This is a genomic window from Streptomyces ziwulingensis (assembly GCF_039542605.1).
GTDB lineage: Bacteria > Actinomycetota > Actinomycetes > Streptomycetales > Streptomycetaceae > Streptomyces > Streptomyces ziwulingensis.
In genome coordinates this window covers 1-12,616 of sequence record NZ_BAABIG010000070.1, presented here as the reverse complement: position 1 = coordinate 12,616, position 12,616 = coordinate 1, and the positions used below count along the sequence as shown (strand labels likewise).

Genomic DNA, 12,616 nt, shown 5'->3' with positions numbered 1-12,616 from the left:
TGCCGTTGACTCAATCGGGAACATACGGCAGATGCCCACGTCGCTCCCCTCCCCTCCCGTCCGGTGAGCACCGGAGTCCTCGCCCGGCGGGCCGTGCACGGCGCCACCGCGCTGCGCGGCGGCCCGCTCCGGCGCCCCACGCCGTACCTGGTCGCGGGCTTCCTGTTCTGGCTGGTGATGACGCTGGCGTACTGGCGGGTGCCGCTGTGCTGCGACGCGGGCCAGCACGCGGCCGTCGTCGAGCGGCTGAAGGCCGACCTGTTCCACCCCCGTCATCCGATGGCGGACCTGCCGGGCGCGGGCAGCGCGTACTACTCGCCGTACGCCCTCGCGCAGGGCGCGTCCGCCCGGCTCACCGGGCTCGGCGGCTGGGAGGTGGTCCGGCTGGCCGGGCCGGTCAACCTGCTGGTGCTGCTGACCGGCCTGAGGAGATTCGTCCGGGTGCTGAGCCCGCGCCGGTGGGCGCCGGTGCTGGCGCTCGGGGCGATGACGCTGCTGTGGGGCACCGAGCGGGCCTGGTGGAGCGGCTACCTCGGGCTGATGTCCATGACCGGCAACCTCGGCTACCCGTCCGCCTTCGCGATCGGGCTGACCCTGTGGGCCTGGGCACTGACCGGCGCGCGCACCCGGGACCTGCGCCGGGTGCGGTACGTCGGGCCCGGCGGCCTGCGCGGCCTGCCCGGGTACGCCGGGCTCGGCGTGGTGTACGGGCTGATCCTGCTGGTCCACCCGATCACGGCGATGGCGGCGGTGCTGGGCGCGCTGGCACTGATCGCCGGCTGGGAGCGGCGGTGGCGGCCGGCGCTGCTGGGCCGCTGGGCGCTGGCCGGGGCCGCGGCGCTGCTGACCGGCGCGGTGTGGCCGTACTTCGACGTGTACGCGCTGGCCGGGGACGACAGCGTGGACGCGATCCACCGCACGCTCTACGCCGATCTCGGCGGGCAGTTCTGGCTGGCCCTGGTGGTGGGACTGCCGGCGCTGTGGCTGCGCGGGCGCCGCTCGCCGCGGGACCCGCTGGTGCTGATGTTCGCCCTGGACTGTCTGGTGGTGGCGTACGGCTGGGCCGGCGGCCACTACACCTACGGCCGGATCCTCGGGCTCACCCTGGTGCCGTTGCAGTGCGCGCTGGCGGTGGAACTGGCGGCGCCCCGGCCGTGGCGGCCGGGGCGGCGGGTGCTGGGGTGGGCGGCGGCGGCCGGGGCGGCGCTGGGCTTTCTCACCGTCCACGCGGGGGCGGTGGTGCCGCGCGCCCTGGACCCGGTCGGCTTCGCGCAGCCGCCCGCGTGGCCCGACTACACCTGGGCGGCCCGGCACATCGGCCCCGGCGAGGTGGTGATCACCGACGGCTACTACGCCGGTCACGCGATCGCCGGGTACGGCCCGAACCTGGCCGCGCCCGCCTGGCCGGACCCGTCCCTGGACGAGCGGGAGCGCGGGCGGCGCGAGGCGGACGTGCGGTCGTACCTGGCCAGGGGGACGACCCGCGCCGAGCGGGCGGCCGTCGTCCGCCGCCACCGGGTGCGCTGGCTGCTGCTGACGCGCTGGCAGCCGGTGCCCGAGGAGGCCGTGGTGGTGGCGTGGAGCGAACGGACCGGCGAGGTGCTGGCGCGGGTCGCGGGCCGGTGAGGCGGTGGCCGGTGTTGCGGTGGCCGGTGAGATCCGGTGACTACTCGATGACCAGCTCGACCGGGATGTTGCCGCGGGTGGCGTTGGAGTACGGGCAGACCTGGTGGGCCTGCTCGACCAGCTTGCGGCCGGTCTCCTCGTCCACGGTGTCGGGCAGCTCGACGCGGAGCGTGACGGCGAGCGCGAAGCCCTCGCCCTCCTTGCCGATGCCGACCTCGGCGGTCACCGCGGCGTCGGTGACGTCGACCTTGGCCGCGCGGCCGACGGCGCCGAGGGCGCTGCCGAAGCAGGCGGCGTAACCGGCGGCGAAGAGCTGCTCGGGGTTGGTGCCCTGACCGTTGCCGCCCAGCTCGACCGGGGCGCTGAGACCGAGGTCCAGCTTGCCGTCGGAGCTGACGGCGCGGCCCTCGCGGCCGTGGGTGGCGGTGGCGACGGCGGTGTAGAGCGGGTCCATGGAAAACCATCCCTCTTGAGGCGGTGCGTCCTGACGACCACCAGTGAAGCACACAATTAAGTTGCGCACAATCAAGTGCCACGCAAGGAGATGTCGTTATCCTGGGACCATGACCACGCCCACAGCGGACTGGCTCCGCCTCGACCAGCAGATCTGCTTCTCGCTGAACGCGGCCGCGCGCGCCTTCGGCGGCGTCTACCGCGTGATCCTCAAGGATCTCGGGCTCACCTACCCGCAGTACCTGGTCATGCTGGTCCTGTGGGAGCACGGCGAGCTGCCGGTGAAGCGGCTCGGCGAGCACCTGCGGCTCGACTCCGGCACGCTCTCGCCGTTGCTGAAGCGGCTGGAGGCGGCCGGGCTGGTCCGGCGCGAGCGCAGCGCGAGCGACGAGCGCTCGGTGCGGGTGCGGCCCACCGAGGAGGGACGCGCGCTGCGCGAGCGGGCCCTGGAGGTGCCCCGCCGGATAGCCGCCGCGACCGGCTTCGACCTGGACGAGATCCAGGATCTCCGGACCCGCCTGGACCGCCTCACGGACGCCTTGGACACGGCGACGACAGCCGACCGGGAGTAGCCGGGGTTCACCGGCCGCACCGGATTCACCGGATTCACCGGATTCACCGGTTTGGCCGCCTTGTTCGCCTGAAGGGGCGTGTGCGGCACTTCATATGACTTTCGTACGGATTACGATCCGTCGATGCCCCCTCCACCTCCGGGTCCGAGCCCGAGCCCGGGACCGGACCAGGTCGTCGCCGCCGTCGCCGCCGTCGCCGTCGTCGTCATCGGCCACCAGGACGCGGCCCATGTGACCGACGCCGTGCGCTCGGCGCTGGCGCAGGGGCCGGCCGTCGGTGAGGTCGTCGCGGTGGACGACGGCTCGACCGACGGCAGCGCGGACCTGCTCGACCGCCTGGCCGGGACGGACCCCCGGCTGACGGTCCTGCGGCGGCCGGTCAACAGCGGCGGCTGCGGCACCCCGCGCAACACCGGCATGGACGCGGTGACCTCGCCGTACCTGATGTTCCTGGACAGCGACGACGTCCTCCCGCCGGGTGCGGTGGACGCGCTGCTGGCGGCGGCCGTCGAGGAGCGCGCCGAGGTGGCGGGCGGGCTGTGCGTACGCCGGGAGCTGCCCGCCGGGCGCGACGTGCCGTGGCAGCCGGCGCTCTACGCGGCGCGCGCGGTCGTCGCACGCCCCGCCCTGCGCCCGCGCCTGGTCCACGACACCCTCTGCGTCAACAAGCTCTACCGCACCGCCTTCCTGCGCGAGCACGGCATCCGCTTCCCCGAGGGCCGCTTCCGCTACGAGGACTTCGTCCTCACCGCGCGGGTGCTCGCCGCCGACCCGCGCGTGGCGCTCGTCCCGGACCCGGTCTACGTCTGGCACGTGCGCCGGTCCGCCGAGACGCTGTCGATCTCGCTGGACCGCGCGGACGTCGGCAACTGGCGGGACCGTACCCACGCGTGCCGCACGGCGTACGACATCCTGCTGGCCGCCGGGCAGAAGGAACTCGCGCGGGCGGCCCGCGCCAAGTTCCTCGACCACGAACTGCGGATGTACGCGCGCGAGCTGGGCCTGCGGGACGTGCGCTACCAGCGCGCGTGGTGGGCGCACACGCGGGCGTACCTCGCCGAGTACGACGCGGCCGACTGGACGCGCGCGCCGACCGCGCCGGGCCGGCTGATCGGCCGGGTCGTGCTCGCCTGCGCCGAACCGCGCGACCTGCCCCGGCTGCGCGACCTCGCGGCCCGCCCGGCCCGCCTGCTGGCGCCCTACGCCCGCGCCCCCGACACCACGCCCGTCTGGGCCGACGACCTCCCCCAAGTCACCCTGGAACCCCTGCTGACCCGCCCGGTGCCCCTGCTCCCCCTGGCCGTCGACGCGGAACTGTCCCCCCGCGTGCGGGACACCCGACTACGGCTGCGTCTGCGGCTGCGGCTGCGGCTGCGGCTGCGGCTGTACGAGCTGTACGGCCGGGTGGCGGCGGCGGGCCCGGAGACGGTCGAGGCGGAGTGGCGCAGGCGCGAGGACGGCCGCGTCCGCGCGCTGCGCACGGCGCTCTTCGCACCCCCCGAGCCCGGCACTCCGCCAGGCGCCCCACCCGAGGCCCCTTCCGGCACCCCGCCCGGCACCACGTCCGACGCCGCGGGTGCGGACGGACCGGTCTGGCGGGCCGAGACCGGAGTGGCCCTCACCGGCCCGGACGGGCTCGGCCCCGGCACCTGGGACCTGCGGCTGCTGCTGCGCTTCCGGGACGGCTCCCGGCGCGAGGTCACGGCGCACGCCCGCACGGGCGCCGGCCGGCTGCGCCGCCGCGCCCTGCCGAGCGCCCGGCACGCGATCGTGCTGGTCCAGCCGTATGCCACGCACTCCGGCGCGCTGGCGCTGCGGGTCGCGCCGGGGGTGCGGGGAGTGGCGGCGGTGGTGCGCGGCAGGCTCCGGCGCCTGCTTCACTGAAGGGCGGCCATGTCACGCGGGGCAGGCCGTCACGAGGCAACTGACTGACGAGGAGACGGCCACCATGACCTGGCTGATCACCGGCGGCGCCGGCTACATCGGGGCGCACGTCGTACGGGCGATGACCGCGGCGGGCGAGGCGGTGGTGGTGTACGACGACCTGTCCACCGGCATCGCCGAACGCGTACCGGACGGCGTCCCCCTGGTGGTGGGCTCGGTCCTCGACGCGGAGCGACTGGCCCGCACCCTCACCGGCCACCGCGTCACCGGCGTCGTCCACCTCGCGGCGCGCAAGCAGGTCGGCGAGTCGGTGGAGCTGCCGCTCCAGTACTACCGGGAGAACGTCGAGGGCCTGCGCGTACTGCTGGAGGCGGTGACGGCGGCCGGGGTGCCCTCCTTCGTCTTCTCCTCCTCGGCGGCGGTCTACGGCACGCCCGACGTGGACCTGGTCACCGAGGAGACGCCCTGCGTGCCGATGTCCCCCTACGGCGAGACCAAGCTGGCCGGCGAGTGGCTGGTGCGGGCGACCGGCCGGGCGACCGGGCTCGCCACCGCGTCCCTGCGGTACTTCAACGTGGCGGGCGCGGGCAGCCCGGAACTGGCCGACACCGGCGTCACCAACCTGGTCCCGATGGTCTTCGAGAAGCTCACCGAGGGCGCCGCCCCGCGCGTCTTCGGCGACGACTACCCGACGCCGGACGGCACCTGCGTGCGCGACTACATCCACGTACTGGACCTAGCTGAGGCCCATGTGGCGGCGGCCCGCGCCCTGCGGTCCGCCCCCGGCCACACCCTCACCCTCAACATCGGCCGCGGCGAGGGCGTCTCCGTCCGCGAGATGATCGACCTCATCAACGCCACCACCGGCCACGACCGTGCCCCCGCGGTGGCCCCGCGCCGCCCCGGCGACCCGGCCAACGTCGTCGCCTCGGCCGAACGCGCCGCCACCGAGCTGGGCTGGAAGGCCAAGTACGACGTACAGGACATGATCACGTCGGCCTGGGCGGGCTGGGTACGCCTGCACCCGGAGGCGGCGCGGGCCTGACACCCGCCGGGTGCCCGGAGAACGGCCGGCACCCGCCACGCCCGCCACACCCGTCACACCCGTCACACCCGCACAGTGCCTGCATCGCCTGCATCGCCTGCATCGCCTGCACCGCCTACATCGCTCGCATCGCCTACATCGCCTTCAGCGCCGCGGCCGTGGCCCGGGTCAGTGCCGCCAGATAGCCCTTCGGTGGCTTCGGGCCGCGGATGACCACCGACCGCCAGTACAGCGGGCCGGAGATCAGGTCCAGGGCGAGGTCGTGGTCGAAGCCGCCGCGGAGTTCACCGCGGCGCTCGGCCGCCGCGAGGATCGAGCTGGCGACCGAGTCCTGCCCCTCCCGCAGCGCCTTCCGCAGCGCCTCGGCGATCTCGGGGTTGCGGGCCGCCTCCGCCTGGAGGTCGGGGATGACCTGCGAGGCCACCGGGTGCCGCAGCGCCCTGGACGTCACCTCGTAGAGCAGCCGCAGATCGCCCTCCAGCGTGCCGGTGTCCGGCGCGGGCAGCCCCTGCACGGCCAGCGCCGAGACGATGTCGAGCACCAGGTGCAGCTTGGAACGCCAGCGCCGGTACACCGCGGTCTTGCCCACCCCCGCGCGGCGCGCGATCCCCTCGATGGACATCCGCGCGTAGCCGACCGCCGCCAGTTCCCCGAAGACGGCCGCCCGGATCGCCTCCGTCACGTCCGCCCGCAGTACGGCCGCCCCCGCGGGGGCCCTGCGGCGCGGACGGGGCTGGGGCTCGTCGGCGTTGGTCGTCATACGCCCCAAGCATAGGGGCGTCACGACGAAACGGTTGCGTTCCGACGTCGATTCCGCCTACGCTCCCGTTACGACGATACGGTCCCGTCCCGACGTGGGTGACCGCGCGATCTCCGTACGTCACCGTGTTCGTCCGCATGGCGTCCCACCCCTCCCCCCGAGCGAAAGCAGCGGATGTGAGCCAGGTCCTCGACACACCGCCCCCCACCCCGGTCCCCGCACCCGCCCCGGCCGCCGAGGACTTCGCGGCCCTCGCCGCCCGTCACGGCCTGTCGGTCAGCGGGGCCCGCCCCTCCCTGCCCGCCTACCTGAGCCAGTTGTGGGCCCGCCGGCACTTCATCGGCGCCTTCTCCACCGCCAAGCTGACCGCGCAGTACAGCCAGGCGAAGCTGGGCCAGGTCTGGCAGGTGATGACCCCGCTGCTCAACGCGGCGGTGTACTTCCTCATCTTCGGCGTGCTGCTGCAGACCAAGAAGGGCGTGCCGGACTACGTGCCCTTCCTGGTCACGGGCGTGTTCATCTGGACCTTCACCCAGAGTTCGATCATGTCGGGCACCCGCGCGATCTCCGGCAACCTCGGCCTGGTGCGGGCCCTGCACTTCCCGCGCGCCGCGCTGCCGGTCTCCTTCTGCCTCCAGCAGCTCAAGCAGTTGCTGTACTCCATGGCCGCGCTCGTCGTCATCCTGCTGGCGTTCGGCGTACCGCCGGCCGCGTCCTGGGTGCTGGCGGTCCCGGCCCTGGTGCTCCAGTTCACCTTCAACGCCGGCGTGGCGATGATCATGGCCCGGCTCGGGTCGAAGATCCCCGACATCGCCCAGCTCATGCCGTTCGCGCTGCGCACCTGGATGTACATCTCCGGTGTGATGTGGAGCATCGACCAGCTCATCGCGAAACACGGTGACCTGCCGTCCTGGGTCGGCCCCGTCCTCCAGGCCAACCCGGCCGCCGTCTACATCGACCTGATGCGGTTCGCCCTGATCGACACCTTCCACGCGAGCCAGCTCCCGTCCCACGTCTGGCTGCTCGCCACGGGCTGGGCCCTGCTCGCCGGGGTCGGCGGCTTCATCTACTTCTGGAAGGCTGAGGAGACCTACGGCCGTGGCTGACACCAACGAGAAGATCCCCACCGTCGTCGCCGACGGCGTCGACATCGTCTACCGGGTCAACGGCACCGGCGGCGGGCGGGGCACCGCGACCGCCGCCCTCAACCGCATGTTCCGCCGCAAGCAGAGCGAGAAGGCGGCGGGCGTACGCCGGGTGCACGCGGTGCGCAACGTGTCGTTCGCCGCGTACCGGGGTGAGGCCATCGGGCTGATCGGCACCAACGGTTCGGGCAAGTCGACGCTGCTGAAGGCGGTGGCGGGGCTGCTGCCGGTGGAGAACGGCAGGATCTACACGGACGGCCAGCCGTCCCTGCTGGGCGTGAACGCGGCCCTGATGAACGACCTGACCGGCGAGCGCAACGTGTACCTCGGCGGCCTGGCCATGGGCATGACCCGCGAGCAGGTCCGGGCGCGCTACCAGGAGATCGTCGACTTCTCCGGCATCAACGACAAGGGCGACTTCATCACCCTGCCGATGCGTACGTACTCCTCCGGCATGGCCGCCCGGCTGCGGTTCTCCATCGCCGCCGCCAAGGACCACGACGTCCTCCTCGTCGACGAGGCGCTGGCCACCGGCGACCGCTCCTTCCAGAAGCGCTCCGAGGCCCGCATCCGCGAGCTGCGCAAGCACGCGGGCACGGTGTTCCTGGTCAGCCACAGCAACAAGTCCATCCGCGACACCTGCGACCGGGTGCTGTGGCTGGAGCGCGGCGAGCTGCGCATGGACGGACCCACGGACGAGGTCCTCAAGGAGTACGAGGCGTTCACCGGCGGCCCGGACAAGGCCAAGCCGAAGCCCAAGCCCAAGCCGAAGCCGAAGGCAGAACCCAAGGCCGAGGTCGCGGTCGTACCGAAGGCCAAGGCCGAAGTCGCGGTCATGCCCAAGGCCGAGGCCGAGGTCGCGGTCCCCCCGCAGGTCAAGCCCGACGCCTCGGTCGAGCCCGACGCCTCGGTCGAGCCCAAGCCCGAGGCGGGCCCCGAGCCGCAACCGGAGGGCACCCCCCGGCCGGGAACCGCCTCCGCCCCGTAGCCTCGCGCCCGCCCTCCCCCACGAGGCGCAGCCTCGGTTAACCCTTTCATCGGTTTGTGCCACTATGACCGAATAGGCATGCCGGGAGCGACCGAGGCGAAGGAGTCCACCGCGATGCCCGAACTCAGTGTCGTCGTGCACGGGCCCAACACCCAGGACCACCTCACCGGGCTGCTGGACTCCCTGGCCGCCCACCCGCAGGGGGACACCGAGGTGATCGTCGCCGCGGTGGGCGACTGGGCCCGGGAGGCGGCCGAGCGGCACACCCCCGCCTTCCAGGTGGTGCCGCTGCCGGACGGCGCGCGCGACTCGGCGGCCCGCGCGGCGGGGGCCGCGCGGGCGACCGGCCGCTGGCTGCACTTCGCGCACGCCAAGGACGGACTGCCCGCCGGCGCCCCGCGCGCGGTCGCCGAGCACACCGCCGCCCTCCCCGGCCCGGTGGACGTCCTCCTCGTCGACCACGTCCGCTCCACCTGGCGGACCTCCCACCTGGCCTCCCCGGACGGCCCCCGGCTCGCCCGCGCGGCCGGTACCGAGGCCGCGCCGGACGACCGCGCGCCCCTGCTGCGCACCACCGCGCTGCTCGGCAACCGCGTGTTCCGCGCCTCCTTCTGGCACGCCCACGCGCGGCTCCTCACCACGGACGACGAGCCGTTCGCCGCCTACGCCGCCCTGCTCCTCGCGGACCGCGTCGCCGCGTGGCCGCACCCGGCGTACGAGGACCGGCGGCTGCGCCCCGAGAGCCTCCCGCCGGTCACCGCCGAGCGGCAGTACGCCCTCGTGGAGCGCTACGAGACACTGCTGGACCTCGCCCGGGACCGGCCGCGGTCGTACGCCGTCCTCTACGACGTCATGGTCCGCGACTTCCTGCACACCTTCGCCGGCGGCGGCCTCCCGGAGCCCGTCGCCCGCGAGTTCTTCCGCCGGGCCTCGCTGACGGCGCTGCGCCGGCGCCCCGAGGGACACCGCCGCCCGGCCGGCCCCGAAGGGGTCCGCCGGTCGCTGCTGGAGCAGGGCTCCTACCCCCGCTACCGCGCCTTCCAGACCGCCAACCGTGCCCACCGCGCCGTGCGCCGCGAGGTACGGGCCCGCGGCCGCCGGGCCGTCGCGGAGCTCCGCCGGCACCAGTACCGCCGCGCGCTCGCCGGCCCGGTCGACCCGCGCCTCGCGGTCTTCTCCGCCTACTGGAACCGCGGCGTGGCCTGCAGCCCGGCCGCGATCGCCGCGAAGCTCGGCGAACTCGCCCCGGACATCCACCCGGTGTGGGTGGTGAGCGCCGACAACGCCGCCCTGCTGCCGCCCGGCACCGACCACGTCGTCCCCGGCACCCGCCGCTACTGGGAGGTGCTGGCCCGCGCGAAGTACCTGGTCAACAACGTCAACTTCCCCGACGCCGTGGTCAAACGCCCCGACGCGGTGCACCTCCAGACCCACCACGGCACCCCGCTGAAGCGCATGGGCCTGGACCAGATGCCCTACCCGGCCGCCGCGAGGGGGTTCGACTTCCAAGCCCTGCTGGCCCGGGTGGACCGCTGGGACTACAGCGTCTCCGCCAACACCCACTCCACCCGCATGTGGGAGCGCGCCTACCCGGCCCGCCACGTCTCCCTCGACCACGGCTACCCGCGCAACGACGTGTACTACACGGCCGGCGCCGAGCAGGTCCGCGCGGTGCGCGAGCGCCTCGGCATCGCACCGGGCCGCCGGGCCGTCCTCTACGCCCCGACCCACCGCGACTACGAGTCCGGCTGGACCCCCCGCCTCGACCTCGCCGCCCTCGCCGACCGCCTCGGCGAGGAAACGGTCCTGCTGGTGCGGGCGCACTACTTCCACGAGGGCACCGCCTCCCCCCTGGCCGGCCTGCGCCGCACCGGCCGCCTCGTCGACGTCTCCGCCTACGACCCCGTCGAGGATCTCTGCCTGGCCGCCGACGCCCTGGTCACGGACTACTCGTCGATCATGTTCGACTACGCCAACCTGGACCGCCCGATCGTGATCCACGCCGACGACTGGGAGACGTACCGCACCACCCGCGGTGTCTACTTCGACCTGATGGCCGACGCGCCGGGTCCGGTGGCCCGCACCCAGGAGGAGCTGACGGAGCTGCTCACCACCGACGCCTGGCGCGACGAGAGCGCGGCGAAGGCCCGGGCCGCCTTCCGGCGCCGGTTCTGCGAGTACGACGACGGCCGCGCCGCCGAACGCGTCGTCCGCAGGGTCTTCCTCGGCGCGGACGAGGAGTCGCTGCCCCCCGTCCTGCCCCTGGAGGAACGCACCCCGGCCCCGAGCCCGGAGGAGACCGCATGACCCGCACACCCCCCACCGGAGCCACCGACACCACCAGTCCCGCCAGAACCCTTAGTACCGCCAGTCCCGCCGGAACCCGTGGTACCGCCAGTCCCCCCGGCACCACCGGCCCCCCGGACGTCACCGTCACGGTGATCGTCCACGACGACGCCGCCCGCCTCCCCCGGGCCGTGGCGTCCGTCCGCCGGCAGACCCACGCCAATCTGGAGATCGTCATCAGCGACGACCACTCCACCGACGACACCCCGCGGGTGGCCCGCGCGCTGGCCGCCGCGGACCCGCGGATCATCTACCTGCGGCTGGACGAGAACAGCGGCGGCTGCGGCACCCCGCGCAACCGCGGCCTTGAGATCGCGCGGGCGCCGTACCTGATGTTCCTCGACAGCGACGACGAACTGCCCGAGCGCGCCGTGGAGGTACTGCTCTCCGCCCACCGCGCGCGCGAGATCGACTTCGCGATGGGCGCGGTGCGGCGGGTACGGGTGGACACCGGCCGCCGCTCGACGTGGATGGAGCACCTGGTGGCCGAGGGCCGCACACTGGACGGCATCGAGGACGACCCGCGGCTCCTCTTCGAGCACCTGGCGACCAGCAAGATGTACTCCCGCGCCTTCCTCGACCGCCACTCCCTGCGCTTCCCCGAGGACATCCACTACGAGGACCAGCTCTTCTCCGCGCAGGCGTACTGCCTGGCCAAGGCGTTCACCGTGGTCCCCGACCCGGTCTACCTCTGGTACATCGCCCCGTACGCCGCCGCCGGCGCCGCCTCCATCTCCAACCAGCGGGACCGGCTGAGCAACGTCGCCGACCGGGTCCACGTCCAGCGCCTGATCGACGCCTTCCTCGCCGAGAGCGGGCACGAGTCGCTGCGCGAGGAGAAGGACTTCAAGTTCCTCAAGCACGACTTCCGGATGTACGCCGGTGACCTGCCGTACCGCGACGACGCCTGGCTGGCCGCCTTCGCGGACGTCGTCAACCCCTACCTCGACACGCTGTCCGAGGGGGCGTACGCCCGGCTGCCGCGCGCCGAACGGATCGTCCTCGAACTGTTGCGCGACCGGCGGTTCGGTGACGTCCGGCAGGCGGCGCGCGGGCTGGGCCACGGGGTGGCGCCCCGGTGGACGGCGACGGACGCCGAGGGGCGGACGTACTGGGGCGCGGAGGTCCCGAGGAGCGGGCGGGCCCGCCGCGAGCTGGACCTGACCGCACTGGAGCTGGACGTCCGGCCGTTCGCCGGCGCCCGGTTCCGGCACGAGATCACGGACGTCGTGCGGGGCGCGGGCGCCTCGGTCGACCTGGCCGTGCGCACCTACGACCCGGCGCTGCGGCTGCCGGTCGGCCCCCAGCGCGCCGCCCTCCTGCTCGCGCCGGGCGGGCGCCGGCTGACGGTGCCCTTCCGGCTCTCGCCGGTCCGCCCGGGCGTCTTCGAGGGCCGGGTCCGGCTGGACCTGGCGACGGCCCGCCCGCCGCTCCAGGGCTTCGCGGGGCTGCGGCACCCCGTGCTCCGCCTGCGCCACCAGGGCCAGTTCCACACCGGTCTGCTGCTGGGCCCGCTCGGCTTCCCGGCGCTGACCGCCCGGGTCCCGTACCGCTCCGGCGCCACCCCGCACCGCGTCACCGTCGAACCGGAGGGGCACGCTCCGGGCCGCCTCCAGGTGCGCTGGGAACCCGTCGGGGTGACGGCCCGGCTGATCCGCCCGGTGGTCCGCGGGCTGGCCCGCCCCCGCCTGAAGCGAGCGGCCCGCCTGGCGGCGAGCGTACTGCGCTGAGGACCGCCCGCCGGAGAACTGCCTGCCCGCCTGAGGTCCGCCGGCCCGGCGGGCGCGCCCGCCGGGC

Annotated in this window: 9 protein-coding genes and 1 pseudogene; 8 read left to right on the top strand and 2 right to left on the bottom strand. The window is 74.2% G+C overall.

Going from position 1 to position 12,616, the window contains the following annotated elements:
* Positions 1 to 63: 63 nt before the first annotated feature.
* Positions 64 to 1,626 (top strand): hypothetical protein, encoded by a 1,563-nt coding sequence (locus ABEB00_RS28575; protein WP_345623333.1) that lies wholly within the window; start codon positions 64 to 66, stop codon positions 1,624 to 1,626.
* A gap of 40 nt (positions 1,627 to 1,666) precedes the next feature.
* Here the strand turns inward: ABEB00_RS28575 and ABEB00_RS28570 are convergent, their stop codons facing one another.
* Complete coding sequence (locus tag ABEB00_RS28570; RefSeq protein WP_345623332.1) at positions 1,667 to 2,080, bottom strand: organic hydroperoxide resistance protein; 414 nt, start codon at positions 2,078 to 2,080, stop codon at positions 1,667 to 1,669.
* 109 nt (positions 2,081 to 2,189) lie between these two features.
* Here ABEB00_RS28570 and ABEB00_RS28565 point away from each other — a divergent pair, with 109 nt between their 5' ends.
* The 3 genes from ABEB00_RS28565 (at position 2,190) to galE (ending at position 5,580) form a co-directional block, all read left to right on the top strand.
* Entirely contained in the window at positions 2,190 to 2,651 is a 462-nt protein-coding gene (locus tag ABEB00_RS28565; protein WP_345623331.1) for a MarR family winged helix-turn-helix transcriptional regulator, read from the top strand.
* Positions 2,652 to 2,774: 123 nt separating this feature from the next.
* Entirely contained in the window at positions 2,775 to 4,535 is a 1,761-nt protein-coding gene (locus tag ABEB00_RS28560; protein WP_345623330.1) for a glycosyltransferase, read from the top strand.
* A 64-nt stretch (positions 4,536 to 4,599) separates the two neighbouring features.
* Complete coding sequence (gene galE, locus ABEB00_RS28555; protein WP_345623328.1) at positions 4,600 to 5,580, top strand: UDP-glucose 4-epimerase GalE; 981 nt, start codon at positions 4,600 to 4,602, stop codon at positions 5,578 to 5,580.
* Between the two features lie 133 nt (positions 5,581 to 5,713).
* Here galE and ABEB00_RS28550 read toward each other — a convergent pair whose 3' ends face one another.
* On the bottom strand, positions 5,714 to 6,340 hold the full coding sequence (locus ABEB00_RS28550; protein WP_345623326.1) for a TetR/AcrR family transcriptional regulator: 627 nt from the start codon (positions 6,338 to 6,340) through the stop codon (positions 5,714 to 5,716).
* A gap of 176 nt (positions 6,341 to 6,516) precedes the next feature.
* On the opposite strand from ABEB00_RS28550, the gene ABEB00_RS28545 reads away from it, so the two are divergent.
* The 4 genes and pseudogenes from ABEB00_RS28545 to ABEB00_RS28530 all read left to right on the top strand — a co-directional run bounded on the left by ABEB00_RS28545 (position 6,517) and on the right by ABEB00_RS28530 (position 12,549).
* Positions 6,517 to 7,446 carry an ABC transporter permease gene (locus ABEB00_RS28545; protein ID WP_345623324.1) on the top strand — a complete coding sequence of 310 codons (930 nt, stop codon included), beginning with the start codon at positions 6,517 to 6,519 and terminating at the stop codon, positions 7,444 to 7,446.
* A pseudogene (locus ABEB00_RS28540) lies at positions 7,421 to 8,278 on the top strand (ABC transporter ATP-binding protein); the annotation flags it as partial. The gene ABEB00_RS28545 and the pseudogene ABEB00_RS28540, both read left to right, overlap by 26 nt.
* Before the next feature lie 309 nt (positions 8,279 to 8,587).
* Complete coding sequence (locus ABEB00_RS28535) at positions 8,588 to 10,780, top strand: CDP-glycerol glycerophosphotransferase family protein (protein ID WP_345623404.1); 2,193 nt, start codon at positions 8,588 to 8,590, stop codon at positions 10,778 to 10,780.
* Positions 10,777 to 12,549 (top strand): glycosyltransferase family 2 protein, encoded by a 1,773-nt coding sequence (locus ABEB00_RS28530; protein WP_345623322.1) that lies wholly within the window; start codon positions 10,777 to 10,779, stop codon positions 12,547 to 12,549. Before ABEB00_RS28535 ends, ABEB00_RS28530 begins: the two co-directional genes overlap by 4 nt.
* Positions 12,550 to 12,616 lie beyond the last annotated feature (67 nt).

Coding starts and splice junctions, on each gene's coding strand:
- ABEB00_RS28570 (WP_345623332.1), bottom strand. CDS start 2,080: ATGGACCCGCTCTACACCGCCGTCGCCACCGCCACCCACGGCCGCGAG.
- ABEB00_RS28565 (WP_345623331.1), top strand. CDS start 2,190: ATGACCACGCCCACAGCGGACTGGCTCCGCCTCGACCAGCAGATCTGC.
- ABEB00_RS28560 (WP_345623330.1), top strand. CDS start 2,775: ATGCCCCCTCCACCTCCGGGTCCGAGCCCGAGCCCGGGACCGGACCAG.
- galE (WP_345623328.1), top strand. CDS start 4,600: ATGACCTGGCTGATCACCGGCGGCGCCGGCTACATCGGGGCGCACGTC.
- ABEB00_RS28550 (WP_345623326.1), bottom strand. CDS start 6,340: ATGACGACCAACGCCGACGAGCCCCAGCCCCGTCCGCGCCGCAGGGCC.
- ABEB00_RS28535 (WP_345623404.1), top strand. CDS start 8,588: ATGCCCGAACTCAGTGTCGTCGTGCACGGGCCCAACACCCAGGACCAC.
- ABEB00_RS28530 (WP_345623322.1), top strand. CDS start 10,777: ATGACCCGCACACCCCCCACCGGAGCCACCGACACCACCAGTCCCGCC.